The sequence below is a fragment of the Achromobacter veterisilvae genome (assembly GCF_037619525.1).
In the GTDB taxonomy this organism is placed as follows: domain Bacteria; phylum Pseudomonadota; class Gammaproteobacteria; order Burkholderiales; family Burkholderiaceae_B; genus Achromobacter; species Achromobacter veterisilvae.
Window position 1 is genome coordinate 6,266,237 of sequence record NZ_CP148753.1, and the last position, 18,036, is coordinate 6,284,272.

The following is an 18,036-nucleotide window of genomic DNA, read 5'->3' on the forward strand; positions in this document are numbered from 1 at the left end:
CAGTGTAAATAGAGGCATGCTTATTAATCTGTCGGAATTAGCCGATTGTCCTGTCATCGTTTTCTTACGCCGCGCCTCTCCATGCAAGAATTCCACTGGCCCCTGAGCCAGGAAGACGCCAACTACCGCCTGCTGTTCGAAGGCCTGATCGAACAGTCCGTGGCGGGCATTTACCTGCTCCAGCACGAACACCTGGTCTACGTGAACGAGGCCTTCGCCAAGCTTTGCGGCGTGCCTCGCGAAAAACTGATCGGCCGGCCGCTGGCCAAGGTCGCGCCGCCGCAGCAGCGCGACTCGCTGATGCGGCAATACGAGCGGCGCCTCGCGGGCGGCGACAAGGAATCCACCTTCACGGTGCACCTGCGCCTGCCCGACGGGCAGCAGCGGGCCATCGAGATCCACGGCAGGCTGATCGACTTCCGCGGCCAGCCCGCCGTGATCGGCGTGGGCATCGACGCCACGCTGCGGCTGCAGCGGCAAGAGGAACTGCAGCAATCGAAAGCGGCGCTGGCGGAGCTGGTCAGCCACATCGAATCCGTGCGCGAGGCCGAGCGCCAGCGCATCGCGATGGAACTGCACGACGCGGTCGGCGGCATGCTGTCCGCCTTGAAGTTCGACATTTCCCGCCTGGCGCGCAACATCGGCAAGACACTGGCGGGCGACGTCCATCGCGACCCGCGCGTCCAGTTGGAACGGCAGGTGGCCGAATGCCTGGGCCTGGTGCAGGACACCATCGCCACGGTCAGGCAGATTTCCGAGGACCTGCATCCCAGCGCCCTGCCGCACCTGGGCCTGCCGGCGGCCATCGCCAATCATCTGAAGCAGTTCGAAACGCGCTATGGCGTGGCCTGCCGCCATGAGCCCGAGGCGGGCGAACTGGGGCTGGACATGGACGCCACGGGGCATCTTTACCGCATCTTCCAGGAAAGCCTGACCAACGTGGCCAAGCACGCGCAAGCCAGCGAGGTCTGGGTGCGGCTGGGGCGCGACGGCGGCGAGATCGTGCTGTCGGTGCGCGACAACGGGCAGGGCATGGCCGGCGACGGCCAGCGCCCGGGCGCCTACGGATTGCTGGGCATGCGCGAGCGGGCCCGCCGCATGGGCGGCGCGCTGTCGGTGGAGCCCGCCCCAGGCGGCGGCACCCTGCTCACGGTCAGGATCCCCGCGCCCGGCCGCCAGGGCCCCGGCGCGGTTCCCGAAGAGAACCCGCTCTAGCGGCCCTGGAAGCGGGCTTCGCGACGCTCGACGAAGGACTGGATGCCTTCCTTGAAGTCCTCGGACGCGAAGACCTTTTCCCGGATCTGCGGAATGCAGGCGATGGCGGCCTGTTCGCCGGATTCGATGTACTTCAGCGCGGCCTCCTTGGTCGCGCGGATGCCCAGCGGCGCATTGCGGCAGATGCGCCGCGCCAGGTCCAGCGCCCGCTCGATGTGCTGCCCGTAGGGCACGACTTCCTGCACGAAACCCAGCTCCAGCGCGCGCTGCGCGCCGAATTCCTCGCACAGGAAGAGGTGGTACATGGCGTTGCCCCAGCCCGTGCGCGACAGGTAGCGGAAATGCGCTCCGCCCAGCGGCGCGATGCCGCGGCGCGATTCCAGTTGGCCGAAGCGCGCGGTGTCCGCGGCCACGACGATGTCGCAGGCCAGCATGATCTCGATGCCGATGGTGTAGGTAATCCCCTGCACCACGGCGATCACCGGCTTGGTGGCGCGCCGCTTCAGGCCGAAGGGATCCACCCAGGCGTCCGGGCGCGGCCGGGCGGTGGCCGTAGGCCCGAAGAACTTCGGCATGTCCAGGCCGGCCGTGGTGTGTTCGCCCTCGGCGCACAGCACCGCCACCCACAGGCTGTCGTCTTCTTCGAACCGCGTCAGGTGCTGGGCCAGTTGCTCCATCATCTCGGGCGAGAAGGCGTTCTTCTTCGCGACGTTGTCCACCTTGATGATGCAGACCGCGCCGTCGCGCTCCATGCGCACTTCGCCGGTTTTCTTCGCGTCTTCCATTTCTGTCTCCTTGTGCTCGCGGCGGGTTCAGGCCAGGCCCTTGGCCCGCTTGATGGTCGAATCCAGCCCGCGCTTCAGGTGCTCCTGGAACTCCTCGGTAACGTGGGAGAGCTGGTGCAGGTCGAAGTGGGCGCTGATGGCCGCGCGGAACCCCTGCGCGTCCCAGGTCCGGTTCAGCGACCGCTTCGTGAAGCGCAGCCCGTAAGGCGGCGCGGCGGCGACGGTGTTGGCCAGTTCCAGGGTGGCCTGCTCCAGTTCGGCCACGGGCACCACGCGGTTGACCATGCCGATCTGAAGCGCCTCGGCCGCCGGCAGGCGCGCGCCCGTGAAGATCAGCTCCTTGGCCTTGCGCATGCCCATCACCCAGGGATGGATCAGCACCTCCAGGCTGGCCGTGCCCATCGAGTGCGCGACCGGATCCGAGAAGAAGGCATTGTCGGCGCAGACGATCAGGTCGCACATATTGGCGACCATGTATCCGCCTGCGATGCAGGCGCCCTGCACCTGGGCGATGGTCGGCTTCTTCAGGTCGTGCAGCCGCAGGCAGTATTCGAGGAAGTGTTCCTCTTCATAGTTCCAGCGTTGTTCCACGGTCGGATTGGGGCGCTCCACGCGCGCCGACTTCAGGTCGTGCCCGGCCGAGAAATGGTCGCCCACGGCGCCCAGGACGACCACGCGGACGTCGTCGTCGGCCTCGGCCTCGCGCAAGGCGCCGTCCAGTTCGCGCAGCAGGCTGCGGTCCTGGGCGTTGCGCACCTCGGGGCGGTTCAGGTAAATGCGGCAGACCGGGCCGATGCGCTCGACGCGGATGAGTTCATAAGACATGACGATCTCCTACACAGAGGCCGGGTCGGCCGTTACGATCAGATAGGCGGTGGTGAAGCTGGCCAGCGCGTCGCGCACTTGCTGCGGGTCGGGGCCCGCGCCGCTCAGGCGGATGCGCACCTCGTGGCCGGACTCCAGCGCCAGTTCATAGCCGGATTCGATGCCCGCGGCGCGCAGGGCCTTGTCGAAGCCTCGCAGCGTGGCGTCCTCGCGCAGGCGGTTCTTCAGGATCTTGCCGACCGGCGACTTGGGCAGGCCGGCCATGATGTAGCAGTCCTTGGGCACGGCCGCGCGCTCGGAAATGCCGGGCCGCACCTCCGCCAGCAACTGCGCCGCGTCGATGCGCGCGCCTTCGACCAGTTGGACGTAGGCCACCGGGACTTCCCCCGCATAGCTGTCCGGCCGCGCCACCACCGCCGCTTCCAGCACCTGGGGATGGCGGTAGAACGCTTCCTCGACCGCCTTGGGGTCGATGTTGTGCCCGCTGCGGATGATGAGATCCTTCGTGCGGCCGGTGATCCAGATGTAGCCGTCCTCGTCTATCCGCGCCAGGTCGCCCGTGTCCAGCCAGCCGGGCTCCAGGAACCCGGCCTGTCCGCCCGACGCGTAGCTGCTGAACACCGTGGGGCCCGACAGGGCCAGCACCCCGGCCTCGCCAGGCGCGCAATCGCGCAGGCCTTCGCGGCGGTCCAGCGCGACCACGCGGGCCCGGTGGTACGGAAAGAGCAGGCCGACCGAGCCGGTCTTCACTTCGCCGTCCTTCGGATTCATCATGCAGACCGAGGTCGTCTCGGTCAGGCCGTAGCCTTCGCGCACCGCCAGGCCGGTCATCGCCAGGAACCGGCGCGCCACGTTTTCCGACAGCGGCGCCGAGCCGGACAGCACGCCCTTGACGCACGAAATGTCGTGCGCGCCGATGGGCATCTGCACCAGTTGGTTCATGATCGTGGGCACGATGGTCAGATAGTTCACCCGGCAGGCCTCGACGACCTGCCAGATCTGCGGCAGCAGCTTCGGATGCTTCCAGCCCACCGAGGTCGCCAGCACCAGCGTGCCGCCCCGCGCCAGCGTCGCCAGCGAGCCCGCGAACGCGCCGACCACGTGATAGAGCGGCGTCGCCGACAGCCGGCTTTCCCCTTCGACGATTCCCGCCACCGCCGCGCTCAGCCAAGCGCTGGCCACTTCGTTCCAATGGCTGTGCCGCACCAGCTTGGGCGCCCCCGTGGTGCCGCCGGTGGGAAACAGCGACGCCAGGTCGTCCGGAAGGATGGCGCGCTCGAAATCCAGCGCATCGCCCCGGTAGCCGTCGATGACGGCGTCATAGTCCAGGAAGCGCCGGCCGGCCGGCGCGGCGCCCGAGCGGTCGCCGCCCAGCCGCACGATGGTCCGCAGTTGCGGACAGAGTTCGGCCACGCGCAGGACCTTGTCCCAGATCTCGATCTCCGGGTCGCCGCCATAGGCCATGAGCATGCGGGCGCCCGCCGCGCGCACGATGGCGGCGATGGCCTCGGCCTCGAGCATCCAGTTGATGGGGTTGACGACGGCCGCCGCCTGCCCGCCCCACAGGGCGTATTGCGCCTGCGGCGTGTTGGGCAGCAGCAGACTGACCACGTCGCCCGCGCCCAGTCCTTCGCCGCGGACGAGGTTGGCGGTCTGGTGGATGCGTTCCAGCAAGCGGCCGAAGCTGATGTCTTCCGGCGCGCCGCAACTGGACGGTTCGCGCAGGTATCGGATGGCCGTCGCCTGCGGCGCCTGGCGGCAACTGCGCGCCAGGAACGCGTAGGTGCTGTCCGGCAGGCCGCGTTCCCGCAGCGGCGTCGCCTCGAATTCGCGGATGCGTTCGGCGGTGGACAGGTCGGCGCGGACCCAGTATTGAGGTGTCTCCATGTTTTCTTCTTGCGCGGTGCGCGCCAGCCTCAGGCGGCGAGCGCGCGGGGATTGGTGAAGCGCTCGGCGGGCACGAACAGCCGCCGCAGGCGCATTTCGGTTTCGGGAAACAGGTGTTCGAAGTAGAAGCGCGCCGTGGCCAGCTTTTCGGCACGCAGGGGATCCGCCGCCGGCAGCCGGGTCAAGGCGGCCAGCGCGGCGCGGCTCCAGAAGTAGCCGTATACCAGATGTCCCACGATACGCAGGAAATCGCTGGCCGACGCCCCGACCTGCGCCGGATCGGCGGCGGCCAGGGTTGCCAGGCGCGGCACCGCTTCCTCGATGCGGTCGGCCAATTCGCGCAGCGGCCGCCCGAACTCCGCCCCGCCCTCGGCCGCTTCCGCGGAATCGGCCTGCCCGCGCGCCAGCGCCAGTAGCTGCGCCAGCCTGCCGCCCTGGTCCGCCAGCACCTTGCGGGCCAGCAGGTCGTGCGCCTGGACGCCATTGGTGCCTTCGTAGATGGGCAGGATGCGCACGTCGCGCAGCGTCTGCTCGATGCCCGATTCGACGATGTAGCCGCTGCCTCCATGGACCTGCACCGCCAGGTTCACCGCTTCCACGGCGTTGTCGGACACGAAGGCCTTGGCCACCGGGGTCAGCAGGCTCAGCAGGCCGCCCGCCCGGTCGCGCTCGGCCGCAAGCCCGGCATGCTGTTCGGCGTCGATCTGCAGGGCCAGCCAGTACAGGAACATGCGCGCGCCCTGCGCCCACGCCTGCTGCGTCAGCAGCATGCGCCGCACGTCCGGCTGCAGGAGGATGGGATCGGCGCGCGTAACCGCTTTTTCCTGGCCCGGCGCGCGCGACTGCAGGCGTTCGGCGGCATAGGCCAGCGACTTCTGCAAGGCCGTCTCGGTCAGGCCCAGCGCCTGCGCGCCCGTGCCCAGCCGCGCGGAATTCATCATGACGAACATCGCGGCCAGGCCCTTGTTCGCCTCGCCCACCAGGTAGCCCTTGGCGTTCTCGAAGCGCAGGACGCAGGTCGCGTTGGCGTGCAGCCCCAGCTTGTGCTCGATGGCGTCGCAGTAGACCCCGTTGCGCTCGCCGGGCCGGCCGCCCGCGTCGGGCAGGAACTTGGGCACCAGGAACAGCGAGATGCCGCGCGTGCCGGCCGGCGCGTCGGGCAGGCGCGCCAGCACCATGTGCACGATGTTCGGCGCCAGGTCGTGCTCGCCCGAGGAAATGAAAACCTTGCCGCCGCTGATCCGGTAGGCGCCGTCCCCGTCGGGGACGGCCTTGGTGCGCAGCAGGCCCAGGTCGGTGCCGGCCTGCGCTTCCGTCAGGCACATGGTGCCCGTCCACTCGCCGCTGGCCAGCTTGGGGCCGTATACGGCCTGCAACTCGGCAGTGGCGTTGGCGCGTATGCAGCGATAGGCGCCTTCGGACAATCGCGGGTAGAGCGCGAACGAAATATTGGATCCGCCCAGCATCTCGCCCACGATGGCCGACGCCACGGTGGGCAGCGCCTGGCCGCCGTGCTCTTCGCTGGCGCACAGCCCCGGCCAGCCGCCCTCGGCATAGGCGCGGTAGGCCTGGCCGAATCCGGCGGGCGTGCGCACCTCGTGCCCTTCCAGGCGGCAGCCTTCGCGGTCGCCGCTGGCGTTCAGCGGCGCCAGCACGCCATGGCACAGGCGGTCCGCGCCTTCCAGGATCTGGTCCAGGGTCTCGCGGTCCATGGCGGCCCCGCCCGCGCGCCGGCCGAGTTCCCCTTCGACGTCGAGAACCTCGTAAAGCGCAAATTGCATGTCGCGCTGAGGCGCCGTGTATAGCCCGTCTTTCATGTCGTCCTGCCGCTCCTGACTAGATATGCGCCAGTGTGCAACGGACGTCCGGCCGGCGTAATGTCAGCGTTAGCCGATATACCTGTCAGCGAATTCCGATAGACGCGCTGACATCCCCTAGGCCGCGGAACCCGCGGACGCCGGCGCCACGGCGGCCTCGCCGGCGGACGGAGCGCGCGAGGCGAGCGATTCGAGCAGGTCGGCCGACGGCACGAAGAACAGGCCGCCCGTGATGGCGCGGCTGTAGTCCAGCAGGCGGTCGTAGTTGCCGGGAGGCCGCCCGACGAACATGTTCTCCAGCATCTGCTCGATGGGCGCGGGCGAACGCGCATAGCCGATGAAGTAGGTGCCGAATTCGCCCGCGCCGGGCCGGCCGAAGGGCATGTTGTCGCGCAGGATCTTCACTTCCTGCCCGTTTTCCTCGAGGGTGGTCAAGGCGCTGTGGGACGAGGACGGCTTGATGTCGTCGTCGAGTTCGACGTTGGACAATTTGTGGCGCCCGATGATGCCTTCCTGGCTTTCCACGGTAAGCGAATTCCAGGCCGTCATGTCGTGCAGGTACTTCTGCACCAGCACGTAGCTTCCGCCGGCGAACTCGGCGTCTTCGTCGCCGATCACCGTGAAGTCGACGGCTTCGCGCCCTTCGGGATTCTCGGTTCCGTCGACGAAGCCGATGATGGCGCGCCGGTCGAAGTAGCGAAAGCCCTGGACCTCGTCGACGACCGTCACGGCGTCGCCCAGCCGGTTGCGCAACAGCGTGGCAAGCTCGAAACAGAGATCCATCGAGTCCGCGCGGATGTGCAGCAGGAGGTCTCCCGGCGTGGCGGCGGCGGTGCGTTCGCCCGACCCGAATTCACGGAAGGGATGCAGCGCCGCCGGGCGCGGCGAGCCGAAGAGCGTATCCCAGGCGCGCGAGCCGAACGCACAGACACAGGAGAGGTTTTCCTGGGGAGAGCGCGTGCCCACCGTCCGCACGAGGGCGGCGACGTCCTCGCACCAGCCTCGCACCGTCTCGGCGGCGCCCGCGCCCGCGTTCAGGGTCGCGACGATGAAGATGGCGTGGCGGGTGGTGGGGTTGTGCACGGCTTGGGAGAGGGGCGCTGGAGTATCGGACATCGGATCGTGGACCTTGGAAACGGGCGCGGAGCGCGAAAGAAAAAAGCCAGTCCGATTCTAAGCGCGGATGTCGGCGGTGTGAACTCCGGCCAGGCGCGGCAAGGCCGCGTTTCAGCGCACCGCCTTCAGCCACTGGCCGGCCAGGTCCAGGACGATGCGGGTCTGTTCGCGGTGCGGAACGTGGCCGCAGTTCTCCAGCAGCACGGGACGTCCGCCGGTCAGCCGGGCGATGCGTTCGGGATGCAGGGACGAACCGTATTCGTCCGCTTCGCCGTGCAGGGCCAGCACCGGACAGCGCACCTGGCGCAGCGGCTCGTCGAGGTTCCAGTCGGCGAAGCCGGGCGACAGCCACGTGTCGACCCAGGCTCCCAGCACCCAGGCGGCCTTTTCGCCGTGGTACTTCTTCAGGCGATCCAGTTGGCCGGGCTCGTCGAAGTTCCGCTTCGCCACGCGGATGCCCTCCAGCGTGCGGTCTTCGACGAACGCCTGCGCCGATTCGGTGATCAGGGCCTGGCAATCGTCCCCGTAGGCCCCCGCGCAGCAGACGGCCATCCCGCCTCCCACGCTGTGGCCGAAGGCGACGAACGGCCCGATGCCGAGCGCTTCGCGCAACTGGCGGAACCCCGCAAGCGCCTCGTCCTCGACGAAGCCGGATCCGAAGGTGGCGCCGTTCGGATCGGAGCGGCCGAAGCCGAGCCGGTCGTAGGCGATCACGCCGCGACCGGTTTCGCGCGCCAGGAGTTCCGGAAAGTCGCGCCACAGTTCCACGCAGCCCAGGGAGTCGTGCAGCAGCACGATGGGCGCGCCGGCCGCCACCCCGCCCGCGGGGTCCCAACGCCGCGCATACAGGCGGCCCTGGCTGGTGGGTACGTAGACTTCCTGGCTGGTGATGGAATGCATGAAGGAATCCTGGAATATGAGGCCGCGCGCCATCGCGGCGCACCCGGATTATAGGAAACCCCCACGCCGCGCCCCCGCGGGACCGGCCGCCGCCGGCTCAGCGCAGGCCGGACAGCACGCCCGCCGCGATGATGAGCAGGACGAGCGCGGAAATTGCGGTGTAGGCGTAATCGCGTTCGCGCAGGAAGATGGCCAGCATCAGCGCCACCCGCGCGACCGGAAGCAGGATGAAAAGGGCCACTCCCGCCTGCACCAGCCGATAGCCGGCCAGGCCCGCCTGCGGCAGCAGGAAATCCACGGCCATCCCGAGGGCGATGCAGGCCGAGGCGGCCCAGGTGCCATACCAGAGCAGCGCCGCGATGCCGCGGTCGCGCCGGGCCTGCCCGTCCGCCGGACGGCCCGGCGAGCTCATTTCAGGCCTCCCGGCAAGGACACGCCCAGGGCGCTCAGGAGCATCTGCACGGCGAGCAGCGCCAGGACGATCACGAAGAAGACGCGCAGCTTGTCCGCGGGCAGCCCCAGCAGCAGGCGGGCGCCGAGCAGCGCGCCGGCGACGGAGCCCAGCGCGACCGGCCCCGCGATGCCGATGTCGATGTCGCCGCGCACGAAATAGGCGCCCGCGCTGGCCGCGGCGGTCACGCCTATCATGAAGTTCGACGTGGCCGAGGACACTTTGATGGGCAGCCGCAAGGCGGCGTCCATCGCGGGGATCTTGAGCACGCCCGAGCCGATGCCGAGCAGCGCCGAGATCAGGCCCGCGCCGTACATCAGGGACAGACCCAGCGGCACGCGGCCGACCTGGTAGTGCACTTCCCGGCCCAGGGCGCGGTCGGGAAAGCTTGAATGCAGGCGCAGCGCCGTAGCCCATGCGGTGGCCGGCGCGCCGGCATCGGGCGCCTCGCGGCGGCGCGCCAGCATCTGCTGCGCCGACAGGGCCAGGATGGCGGCGAACAGGCCGTAGAGGAATTCAGTGGAGACGATGCCGATGAGAAACACGCCGGTCAGCGCGCCCAGCGTGGTGGCCGTTTCCAGAACGATGGCCAGCCGCACGTTGGTCAGGCGCCCCTTGAGGAACGGCGCCGCGCTGCCGCAGGAACAGGCGATCACCGAAATGATGCTGGCGCCGATCGCCACGTGGATGTCCACGCCGAACAGCAGCGTCAGGATCGGCACGATGAAAATGCCGCTGGCCATCCCCAGCACGCCGCCCAGCGCGCTGGCCCCGAAGGCCGCCGCGAACAGCCAGAGGATCTCGGACGTGTCCATCATCCGATGCGCGGAAGCCGCGACAGGCGGGTGGAAAACCGGATCAGGTCGCCGCGGTAGTAGAGCTTTTCGTAGTCGACCGGCCGCTGCCCCGCGGTGTAGGACGTGCGCTCGATCAGGAAGATCGGGCTGCCGGGCTCGACGCCCAGGGCCCGGGCGACGCGCTCGTCCGCCGTGACGGCTTCGAGCTGGTACTGCGCCTCGACCAGCGGCAGGTCGTAGCGCAGTTCCAGCAGGTCGAAAATGGGCTCCGCTTCCAGGTCGTTGCTGGCGACCTTTTCGCCGATGTCGAGCGGCAGGTAGGTTTCGTCGAACGACATGGCCACGCCGTCCGCCAGCCGCACGCGCTCGATGCGGTACACCTGCGTGCCCTGCGGCACGCCGAGTTGGCGCGCGACGGTTTCCCCCGCCGGCACGGGCCGCTTGTCCAGCAGCCGGGCCGTGGGATGGCGGCCCAGCGCCACCATGTCTTCCACGAAGCCGCTCAGCCCGGTCAGCGCCTGGGTCAGCTTCGGCTCGGTGACGAACGTGCCCTTGCCCCGCCGGATCTCGACCAGGCCGCGGGCCACCAGGTGTTCGACCGCCTTGCGCACCGTCGTGCGGCTGACGGCGAAGCGCTCCACTAGGCGGTCTTCGGGCGGAAGCTGGCTGCCGGGCGGCAGGCTGCCGGCCGCGATCTCGGCGGCCAGCGCGGTCTCGACCCGGGCGTACAGGGGGGCATAGTCGGATTCGTTCAGCATACGCGGCAGCATAACATCACGACATCATGATGTCATGATGTTTATAGCTCCCCCAAAACGAGGGACGCGCTGATAAGCTAGGCGCCTGTTTCCGGCAAGCCGAAGCAGGAGACAAACGATGACGCTCTATGAAAAGCTGGCCGACGAAATCGAAGGCCTGATCCGCAAGAATGTGTACCGGGAGGGCGACAAGCTCCAATCCGTGCGGCAGGCCAGCCAGCAACGCGGCATCAGCATCACGACCGTCACCCGCGCCTACCTGCTGCTCGAAAGCCGCGGCCTGGTGGCCAGCAAGCCGCAATCGGGCTATTTCGTCAGCGCGCGGGCCGGCGGCGGCGCGCCGCGGGCCTCGGAACTCGGCCTGTCCCATCCGGCCGCCACGTCCTCGCCGGTCGACGTCAGCCGCCTGGTGCTGTCCACGCTGCGCTCGATCTGCGCCAACGACGCCGTTCCCCTGGGCTCGCCCTATCCGGATCCCGGCCTCTTCCCCTTCCAGAAGCTCAACCGCTACGCCTATGCCGCCGGGCGCGACGAAACGCTGCTGGGCCTGAAAGACGCCCTGCCTCCCGGCCATCCGAAGCTGCTGCGCCAGATCGCGCGGCGCTACCTGGAAAAAGGCATGCGGGTGGATCCGGACGAGATCATCATTACCGTGGGCGCGACGGAAGCCATGAACATCTGCCTCCAGGCCGTCGCCCGGCCGGGGGACGTGATCGCGGTCGAATCGCCCACGTTCTACGCCATGCTCCACGCCATCGAGCGCATGGGCATGAAGGCGATCGAGGTGCCGACCCATCCCGAACACGGCATCGACATCGCCGCGCTGGCGGCCATCATCGCGTCGCAGCCCGTCGCCGCCTGCATGGTCATGCCCAACTTCCAGAATCCGCTGGGATTCCTGATGCCCGACGAGCGCAAGCGGGCGCTGGTCGAGCTGGCGGCGAAGCACGGCATCCCCATCATCGAGAACGGCGTCTACAACGAACTGCACTTCGGAAACTCGCATCCGAGCACGCTGAAGTCCTTCGACCGCAAGGGACTGGTCCTGCACTGCTCGTCGTTCTCGAAGAGCCTGACCTCGGCCTACCGGATCGGCTGGGCGCTGCCCGGCCGCTATCGCGACGAAGTCGAGAAGCTCAAGTTCCTGAACACCTTGACCACGCCCTCGCTGCCGCAGTTGGCCATCGCCGAATTCCTCGAACGCGACGGCTACGACTACCATCTGCGCAAGATCCGCAAGACGTACGCCCAGCAGGCCAGGCTGATGAAGGCCATGGTCGAGCGCTTCTTCCCGCCAGGGACGAAGACTTCCACCCCGGCGGGCGGCTACCTGCTGTGGGTGGAGCTTCCGCCCCGCGTCGACGCGATGCGCCTGTACCGGCTGGCGCTGGAACGCGGCATCACCGTCGGCCCGGGGCAGATGTTCTCCGTGTCGGACGGCTACCGCAATTTCATCCGGCTCAACTACAGCACGCCGTGGTCCGGCGAGATCGAGCGGGCCGTGATCGCCGTGGGCAAGATCGCCGCGGCCTGCGCCCGGCGGCCCTAGGTCAACTGGTAGGGATAGCGCGGCGCCACCTCCTCCGGGAGGTCGCGGCCGCACAATTCCAGGATCGACCGTTCGATGCCGCGCGTCATGGAGTCCAGCGCCAGCGCATTGGGCGCGAGCCCGAAGGGTTCGGCGACTTCGTTGGCGATCGCCTCCAGCGCGATGAGCGTGTAGGAGATGAACACGCAAAGCAGCGGCGTAAAGATATCCGCGGAATCGACCAGCCCGAACGGCAGCATGATGCAGTAGGTGTAGATCGTGCGATGCAGCAGCACGCCGTACGCGAAGGGGATGGGCGTGGAGGCGATGCGCTCGCATCCCCCCACCACCTTGCCCAGTTCATTGAGCTGCGCATCCAGCATCCAGAGCGCCGTATCCGATATCTGGCCGCGTTCGCGCATTCCGGCGAAGCCGTTGCGGAGGTCGTCCAGCAGCGCCACCGGCCTGTAGCACTTGTCGCGCAAGGCCTGCGCCGGCCCCTCGCCCAAAAGGCGCCGGAAGTCCGGACAGGGGTCGCTGCCGCGCAACTGGTGCTTCAAGGCATAGACGCACGCGATCAGCGCATGGATGAAGCGCGTGCGGTCCGTTCCGCTGGGCAGGTAGCGCAAGGTCTGCGACATCAGCGCGCGGGACGCGATCAGCAGGTTGCCCCACAGATGCCGCGCTTCGTTGAAGCGTTCATAGCTGGCGTTGTTGCGGAACGCCAGGAAGATCGCGAGCGTCAGCCCGAACAGCGTCAGCAGCGTGGTGTTCAGCGGTATCTTCTCGCCGAGTATCCGGCCGTGCGTCACCACCGCCAGGCTGCTGACGGCGGCCATGAAAAGTAGTTGGGGAATGATGGATTGCAGTACCGATCCGTTCCAGATGAACAGCAGCCTGAACCAGCTTTGCCCGGGCCTGACGATCATGCCGCCTCCCGCTCCGGCCGGTCCGCGCGGGACCGCAGGACCCGCACGGGTATCGACTTGTACGACGGCGTGCCGCTGTCTTCGTCGATGTAGTCCAGGGGAACCAGCACATTGGCTTCGGGGTAATAGGCGGCCGCCGAACCGCGCGCGATGTCGTATTCGACGACGGTGATGCCCGGCAGGCGCAGCGCCCGGTCCGCCGAAATCGTCTCGATGTCGACCAGGTCGCCGTGTTCCAGGCCGCGCGCGGCAAGGTCCGCCGCGTTCATGAACAGAATGTCGCGCCGGCCGAACACGCCGCGGTAGCGGTCGTCCATCGCGTAGATCGTGGTGTTGTACTGGTCGTGGCTGCGGATGGTGACCAGGCGCAGGACATCGTCGTCCCAGGCGTCGTAGCTTTCCCGCAACCCGCGGAACACGGAAAAGACGGCCTTGCCCGAGGGCGTTTCCCACTTGCGTTCGGTGGGCGGCAGCGGCAGGCGGAAGCCGCCCGGCACCCGGATGCGCGCGTTGTAGCCGTCGAATCCGGGCACCGTGCGTTCGATCAGGCCGCGGATCCTGTCGTAGTCGGCCACCAGGTCCAGCCACGCCACCTTGCTGTCCGGCAGCGTCGCGCTCGCCATGCCCGCCACGATGGCGGGTTCCGAGCGCAAGTGCTCGGAGGCCGGCTTGAGCTTGCCGGCCGAGGCGTGCACCATGGACATCGAATCTTCCACCGTGACGGACTGCGCGCCGCTCTCCTGCATATCGAGTTCCGTCCGCCCCAGGCACGGAAGCAGGAACGTCTCCTTGGCCACCAGCAGGTGCGAGCGATTGAGCTTGGTGCCCACGTGCACGCTCAGATCCAGCATGCCCATGGCCGGAAAGCTGAGTTCAGGGTCGGGCAGCGCGACGGCGAAGTTTCCGCCCAGGCAGATCAGGGCCTTCGCCGAGCCGTCTATCATGGCCTGCATCGCCTTCACGGCGTCGTGGCCGTGCGCATGCGGCGGCGAAAAGCCGAATACGTCCTCGATGCGGGCCAGGAATTCCCCGGACGGCTTCTCGGTGATGCCCACCGTGCGGTTGCCCTGCACGTTGGAATGGCCGCGCAACGGACAGATGCCCGCGCCGGGCTTGCCGAAGTTCCCCCGCATCAGCAACAGGTCCGCGATCAGGCGCACGTTCGCCGTGCCCGTGTTGTGCTGCGTGATGCCCATGCCGTAGGTGACGATGGTGGCCTTCGACCTGGCGTAGGCATGCGCGACGCCTTCCAGGTCCGCGCGGGCCAGCCCGCTTTCCTTTTCGATGTCCGGCCATTGCGTCGCCAGCAGATCCGCCGCCAGCGCGTCGAACCCTTCGGTGTGCGCCGCGATGAAATCGCGGTCCAGCACGCCGCCCGTCTCCGCCTCCATGTCCAGGAGCGCCTTCATGATGCCCTTGAGCGCGGCCGCGTCGCCGCCCGCCCTGACCTGTAGGTAGGACGATGCGATCGGCGTGGAGCCGTAGGTGGCCATTTCGATGAGGTTCTGCGGATCGGCGAACCGTTCCAGCGCGCGCTCGCGCAGCGGGTTGAACACAATGATGGGGACTTTGCGCCGCGCGGCCTCGTGCAGCGTGCCCATCATCCGGGGATGATTCGTCCCGGGGTTGTGGCCGATGGAAATGATGAGTTCGGTCTCCTCGAAATCCGCCAGCGACACGGTGCCCTTGCCGATCCCGATGGAGCGCGGCAGGCCCACGCTGGTCGGCTCGTGGCACATGTTCGAGCAATCGGGGAAATTGTTCGTCCCGAATTCCCGGGCGTATAGCTGGAACAGGTAGGCGGCCTCGTTCGACGCGCGGCCCGAAGTATAGAACTCGACCTGGTCCGGCGAAGACAGCCCGCGCAGCACCGCGCCGATGCGTTCGAAGGCCTGGTCCCAGGAAACCGCGCGGAACGTGTCGGTGGCGCGGTCGTAGGCCATGGGATGGGTCAGCCGCCCCATGCCCTCCAGTTCGAAATCGGAAAGCCGCAGCAGCGACGACACGGTGTTCTTTTCGAAGAACTCCGGCGTCACGCGCTTGGTCGTCGCCTCCCAGGTGACGGCCTTGGCGCCGTTCTCGCAGAACTGGAAGGTGGAGCGGTGCTCCTTGTCCGGCCAGGCGCAGCCGGGACAGTCGAAACCCGTGGGCTGGTTGGTCCGCAGCAGGACGATGGGCGCCTCGATGCGGTCCATCTGCTGCCGGACGGCCTGCGCGGTCGCCTTGAGCGCTCCCCAGCCGCCAGCGGGCCCGCCGTAAGGCCTGATGCCCGGCACGTCGCGTCGCTTGCTCATGTGAATCTCCTTGGTCGATCCCGGAGGGCGGGAAAAAAGCGCCGGCCCTGGGGCCGGCGCGAGCCAGGAGTCCAATATAGAGAAGCCGCCGCCCTCGCGAAGAGTGCAGTTCGGACGGCGGCGAAAGAGTACAGTCGCGCGCCGCCGCGCTCGCTAGTCCGCGTAGCCGGGGTTGCGGCGGTCCAGCCGGCGCAGCAGTCCTGGCCAGGCCAGCGCGGCCTTGTGCGCGCGGTCGGCGGGCGATTCCACCGCCGCGCGCGCCAATACCTCGGGCGGGATGAAGGTCAGTTCCCCGCCCGCCTGGGCCCGCACCTGCACCATGCAGGCGGCCTCCAGCCGGTGCATGGCCTGGAACGCCTCGGCCATGCTCTGCCCCACGGTCAGCAGGCCGTGGTTGCGCAGGATGAGGTAGTTGTTGGCGCCCAGGTCGCGCACCAGGCGCGGCTGCTCCTCGGGATTGAGCGCCAGGCCTTCGTAATCGTGATAGCTGAGCGAACGCAGCACGATGAACGCGAACTGCGACAGGGGCAGCAGCCCTTCCTTCTGCGCCGATACCGCCACGCCATTGATCGAATGCGTATGCAGCACGCACATCGCGTCCTTGCGGGCCGCGTGGATACAGCTATGGATCGTGAAACCGGCCGGGTTGATGTCGTACTCGGACTCCATCACCTTGCGGCCGTCGAGGTCGATCTTGACCAGGCTGGACGCCGTGATTTCGTCGAACATCATTCCGTAGGGATTGATCAGGAAGTGTTCCGTGCCCGGCACCTTGGCCGTGATGTGCGTGAAGATCAGGTCATCCCAGCCGAACAGCGCCACCAGCCGGTACAGCGCCGCCAGGTCCTTGCGCACCTGCCATTCCGTCTCGCCCACGCGTTCGCGCACGCCGCCGCCCGTCTTGCCTGCCGTATCCATGCCGTCTCCTTGTATGTGGAATCCGCCCCGGGGCGACCGCGCCCCGGGCCTTGCCCAGCACTTTATTCGCTTTGGCCCGGAACCGGCGCGCCCGGCGTCCGCCGGCCGGCCACCCTGGCGGCCCGCCCTCCCCCGCCCGGGCACGCCGCGGCCTGACGGGGCGCGCGGATAATTCACATATGTGATGGAAATGGCCCATCATCATTCCTATGATTCGGCTCATCCGCAGTCCCGCACAGACACCTTGCCGCTCCTATGTCCGCCGATCTTCCCGATACCGATTTCCGTATCCACCAACTGGTCGCCCGGCACCTGCCGCACCAGGCCGACCATGTGGCCCTGGTTTCCGATGAAGGCGCCTGGACCTACGCGCAGCTCGATGCCGCCGTCCTCGCGCTGGCGGACGCGCTGACGGCCCGCGGGCTGCGCGCCGGCGACCGCCTGCTGGTGGTCGGCGAAAGCGGCTGCGCCCAACTGGCCGCCGTGCTGGCCTGCAGCCGGCTGGACGCCTGGGCGGTCGTCGTCAACGCCCGCATGACCGGCATCGAGGTCGATGCCATCAAGGCGCACTGCGAACCCCGGCTGCTGCTGGCCGCCAGCGGCCTGTCCGCCGACGCCCGTGCCCACGGCCTGCGCCACGGCGCAAGCGAATTCGAGGTGGCGGGGCTTGCCTACTCCTGCACCGCGGCCGATCCCGCCGCGCGCGCCGAACCCGTGCAGGCCGACGCGCGCGAACAGGTCGCCGTCATGATCTACACCAGCGGCACCACCGGCGCCCCCAAGGGCGTGATGCTCACGCACGCCAACCTGGGCCATTCCTCGGCGGTCGCGCGCCACGCCCGCGGGACCGGCCCGGACGACCGCGTGTATTCGGCGCTGCCCATCTCCCACGTTTACGGCCTGAGCACCGTGGCGCTTGCCGCGCTGGGCGCCGGGGCCACGCTGCAACTGGCCGGCCGCTTCGACATCGCGCACGCGGTTGCCGCCCTGGCCGAGGGCGTGACGATGCTGCACGGCGTGCCCGCCATGTACGTGCGCCTGTTGCAAGCCCACGAACAGGGAACCGCCATCGCCGCGCCGAAGATCCGCCTGCTGCATTGCGGCGGGGCGCCGCTGGACCCGTCCCTGAAGGCCCGGATCGAAGCCATCTTCGGCGAACCGATAAACAATGGCTACGGACTGACCGAAGCTTCGCCGACGATCAGCATGGTCCCCTACCGCCAGCGGCGCACGGACCTGAGCGTGGGCTACCTGATTCCCGGCATGCGGGCGCGCATCGTGGATGAGCAAGCGCGGGAGGTCGCGCCGGGCGAAGTCGGCGAACTGCAGGTGCGCGGGCCCAACGTCATGAAGGGTTATTACAAGGCGCCCGAACAGACGGCCCAGGCCCTCGGCCAGGACGGCTGGCTGCGCACCGGCGACCTGCTGCGCGAGGACCCGGACGGCGCGCTTTTCGTCATGGGCCGCATCAAGGATCTCATCATCCGTTCCGGCTTCAACGTCTATCCCAGCGAAGTCGAGGCGGCGCTGAACGCGTATGCCGGCGTGCGCCAGTCCTGTGTGGTCGGCGTCCCCAAGGATGGCGACGAGCAGATCGTCGCGTTCGTCGAAGCCGAGGAAGGCCGCTGCGTCCAGGCGGACGCCCTCCAGACATTCGCTCGCGAGCGGCTGGCGCCCTACAAACGGCCCCAGAAGATCGTCCTGCTGGCCCGCCTGCCGGCGGCGGACAACGGAAAAATCCTCCGCAAGGCCATGGTCGACATGGCGCGCGGAATCTGATTCGGCACACCCATAGAAAATACCCAACAACAGGAGA

General features: G+C 68.3%; 15 protein-coding genes. 3 read left to right on the forward strand and 12 right to left on the reverse strand.

Annotated elements, in window-relative coordinates:
- The first annotated feature begins 81 nt into the window (after positions 1–81).
- Entirely contained in the window at positions 82–1,215 is a 1,134-nt protein-coding gene (locus tag WHX56_RS29235; RefSeq protein WP_129243010.1) for a PAS domain-containing sensor histidine kinase, read from the forward strand.
- On the opposite strand, the gene WHX56_RS29240 is transcribed toward WHX56_RS29235, so the two are convergent.
- The 9 genes from WHX56_RS29240 to WHX56_RS29280 form a co-directional block, all read right to left on the reverse strand.
- Entirely contained in the window at positions 1,212–2,000 is a 789-nt protein-coding gene (locus tag WHX56_RS29240; RefSeq protein WP_129243008.1) for a crotonase/enoyl-CoA hydratase family protein, read from the reverse strand. The two genes, WHX56_RS29235 and WHX56_RS29240, sit on opposite strands and share 4 nt — an antisense overlap.
- A 27-nt stretch (positions 2,001–2,027) precedes the next feature.
- Complete coding sequence (locus tag WHX56_RS29245) at positions 2,028–2,825, reverse strand: enoyl-CoA hydratase (RefSeq protein ID WP_287756456.1); 798 nt, start codon at positions 2,823–2,825, stop codon at positions 2,028–2,030.
- A 9-nt stretch (positions 2,826–2,834) separates the two neighbouring features.
- On the reverse strand, positions 2,835–4,712 hold the full coding sequence (locus WHX56_RS29250) for an acyl-CoA synthetase (RefSeq protein ID WP_338879699.1): 1,878 nt from the start codon (positions 4,710–4,712) through the stop codon (positions 2,835–2,837).
- Between the two features lie 29 nt (positions 4,713–4,741).
- Positions 4,742–6,529, reverse strand: a complete 1,788-nt coding sequence (locus tag WHX56_RS29255) for an acyl-CoA dehydrogenase family protein (RefSeq protein ID WP_338879701.1) — start codon at positions 6,527–6,529, stop codon at positions 4,742–4,744.
- Between the two features lie 117 nt (positions 6,530–6,646).
- A complete protein-coding gene (locus tag WHX56_RS29260; protein ID WP_338879702.1) occupies positions 6,647–7,645 on the reverse strand; it encodes a Dyp-type peroxidase in 999 nt (332 codons plus the stop codon).
- A gap of 111 nt (positions 7,646–7,756) precedes the next feature.
- Complete coding sequence (locus WHX56_RS29265) at positions 7,757–8,545, reverse strand: alpha/beta fold hydrolase (RefSeq protein WP_129242999.1); 789 nt, start codon at positions 8,543–8,545, stop codon at positions 7,757–7,759.
- A 97-nt stretch (positions 8,546–8,642) separates the two neighbouring features.
- Positions 8,643–8,957 carry a DUF1634 domain-containing protein gene (locus tag WHX56_RS29270; protein ID WP_129242997.1) on the reverse strand — a complete coding sequence of 105 codons (315 nt, stop codon included), beginning with the start codon at positions 8,955–8,957 and terminating at the stop codon, positions 8,643–8,645.
- Positions 8,954–9,811: a sulfite exporter TauE/SafE family protein gene (locus tag WHX56_RS29275; RefSeq protein ID WP_338881852.1), complete on the reverse strand. Its 858-nt coding sequence runs from the start codon at positions 9,809–9,811 to the stop codon at positions 8,954–8,956. Before WHX56_RS29275 ends, WHX56_RS29270 begins: the two co-directional genes overlap by 4 nt.
- Positions 9,811–10,551, reverse strand: a complete 741-nt coding sequence (locus WHX56_RS29280) for a GntR family transcriptional regulator (RefSeq protein ID WP_338879703.1) — start codon at positions 10,549–10,551, stop codon at positions 9,811–9,813. Before WHX56_RS29280 ends, WHX56_RS29275 begins: the two co-directional genes overlap by 1 nt.
- A gap of 118 nt (positions 10,552–10,669) precedes the next feature.
- On the opposite strand from WHX56_RS29280, the gene WHX56_RS29285 reads away from it, so the two are divergent.
- Positions 10,670–12,100: a PLP-dependent aminotransferase family protein gene (locus tag WHX56_RS29285; protein WP_338879704.1), complete on the forward strand. Its 1,431-nt coding sequence runs from the start codon at positions 10,670–10,672 to the stop codon at positions 12,098–12,100.
- Here WHX56_RS29285 and WHX56_RS29290 read toward each other — a convergent pair.
- The 3 genes from WHX56_RS29290 to WHX56_RS29300 all read right to left on the reverse strand — a co-directional run bounded on the left by WHX56_RS29290 (position 12,097) and on the right by WHX56_RS29300 (position 16,220).
- Complete coding sequence (locus tag WHX56_RS29290; protein WP_338879705.1) at positions 12,097–13,008, reverse strand: bestrophin family protein; 912 nt, start codon at positions 13,006–13,008, stop codon at positions 12,097–12,099. The genes WHX56_RS29285 and WHX56_RS29290 overlap by 4 nt on opposite strands.
- Entirely contained in the window at positions 13,005–15,302 is a 2,298-nt protein-coding gene (locus WHX56_RS29295; RefSeq protein WP_338879706.1) for an FdhF/YdeP family oxidoreductase, read from the reverse strand. Before WHX56_RS29295 ends, WHX56_RS29290 begins: the two co-directional genes overlap by 4 nt.
- A 153-nt stretch (positions 15,303–15,455) precedes the next feature.
- Positions 15,456–16,220: a class II aldolase/adducin family protein gene (locus WHX56_RS29300; protein WP_338879707.1), complete on the reverse strand. Its 765-nt coding sequence runs from the start codon at positions 16,218–16,220 to the stop codon at positions 15,456–15,458.
- A 255-nt stretch (positions 16,221–16,475) separates the two neighbouring features.
- Here WHX56_RS29300 and WHX56_RS29305 point away from each other — a divergent pair, with 255 nt between their 5' ends.
- The gene (locus WHX56_RS29305; protein WP_338879708.1) at positions 16,476–17,999 is read left to right on the forward strand and encodes a class I adenylate-forming enzyme family protein; all 1,524 of its coding nucleotides are present in this window, start codon (positions 16,476–16,478) and stop codon (positions 17,997–17,999) included.
- Positions 18,000–18,036 lie beyond the last annotated feature (37 nt).

Excerpts from the sequence above, each read along its gene's own strand:
- WHX56_RS29275 (WP_338881852.1), bottom strand. The coding sequence starts at position 9,811 with ATGGACACGTCCGAGATCCTCTGGCTGTTCGCGGCGGCCTTCGGGGCC.
- WHX56_RS29255 (WP_338879701.1), bottom strand. The coding sequence starts at position 6,529 with ATGAAAGACGGGCTATACACGGCGCCTCAGCGCGACATGCAATTTGCG.
- WHX56_RS29245 (WP_287756456.1), bottom strand. The coding sequence starts at position 2,825 with ATGTCTTATGAACTCATCCGCGTCGAGCGCATCGGCCCGGTCTGCCGC.
- WHX56_RS29285 (WP_338879704.1), top strand. The coding sequence starts at position 10,670 with ATGACGCTCTATGAAAAGCTGGCCGACGAAATCGAAGGCCTGATCCGC.
- WHX56_RS29270 (WP_129242997.1), bottom strand. The coding sequence starts at position 8,957 with ATGAGCTCGCCGGGCCGTCCGGCGGACGGGCAGGCCCGGCGCGACCGC.
- WHX56_RS29235 (WP_129243010.1), top strand. The coding sequence starts at position 82 with ATGCAAGAATTCCACTGGCCCCTGAGCCAGGAAGACGCCAACTACCGC.
- WHX56_RS29250 (WP_338879699.1), bottom strand. The coding sequence starts at position 4,712 with ATGGAGACACCTCAATACTGGGTCCGCGCCGACCTGTCCACCGCCGAA.
- WHX56_RS29260 (WP_338879702.1), bottom strand. The coding sequence starts at position 7,645 with ATGTCCGATACTCCAGCGCCCCTCTCCCAAGCCGTGCACAACCCCACC.
- WHX56_RS29305 (WP_338879708.1), top strand. The coding sequence starts at position 16,476 with ATGTCCGCCGATCTTCCCGATACCGATTTCCGTATCCACCAACTGGTC.
- WHX56_RS29300 (WP_338879707.1), bottom strand. The coding sequence starts at position 16,220 with ATGGATACGGCAGGCAAGACGGGCGGCGGCGTGCGCGAACGCGTGGGC.
- WHX56_RS29265 (WP_129242999.1), bottom strand. The coding sequence starts at position 8,545 with ATGCATTCCATCACCAGCCAGGAAGTCTACGTACCCACCAGCCAGGGC.
- WHX56_RS29240 (WP_129243008.1), bottom strand. The coding sequence starts at position 2,000 with ATGGAAGACGCGAAGAAAACCGGCGAAGTGCGCATGGAGCGCGACGGC.
- WHX56_RS29290 (WP_338879705.1), bottom strand. The coding sequence starts at position 13,008 with ATGATCGTCAGGCCCGGGCAAAGCTGGTTCAGGCTGCTGTTCATCTGG.
- WHX56_RS29280 (WP_338879703.1), bottom strand. The coding sequence starts at position 10,551 with ATGCTGAACGAATCCGACTATGCCCCCCTGTACGCCCGGGTCGAGACC.
- WHX56_RS29295 (WP_338879706.1), bottom strand. The coding sequence starts at position 15,302 with ATGAGCAAGCGACGCGACGTGCCGGGCATCAGGCCTTACGGCGGGCCC.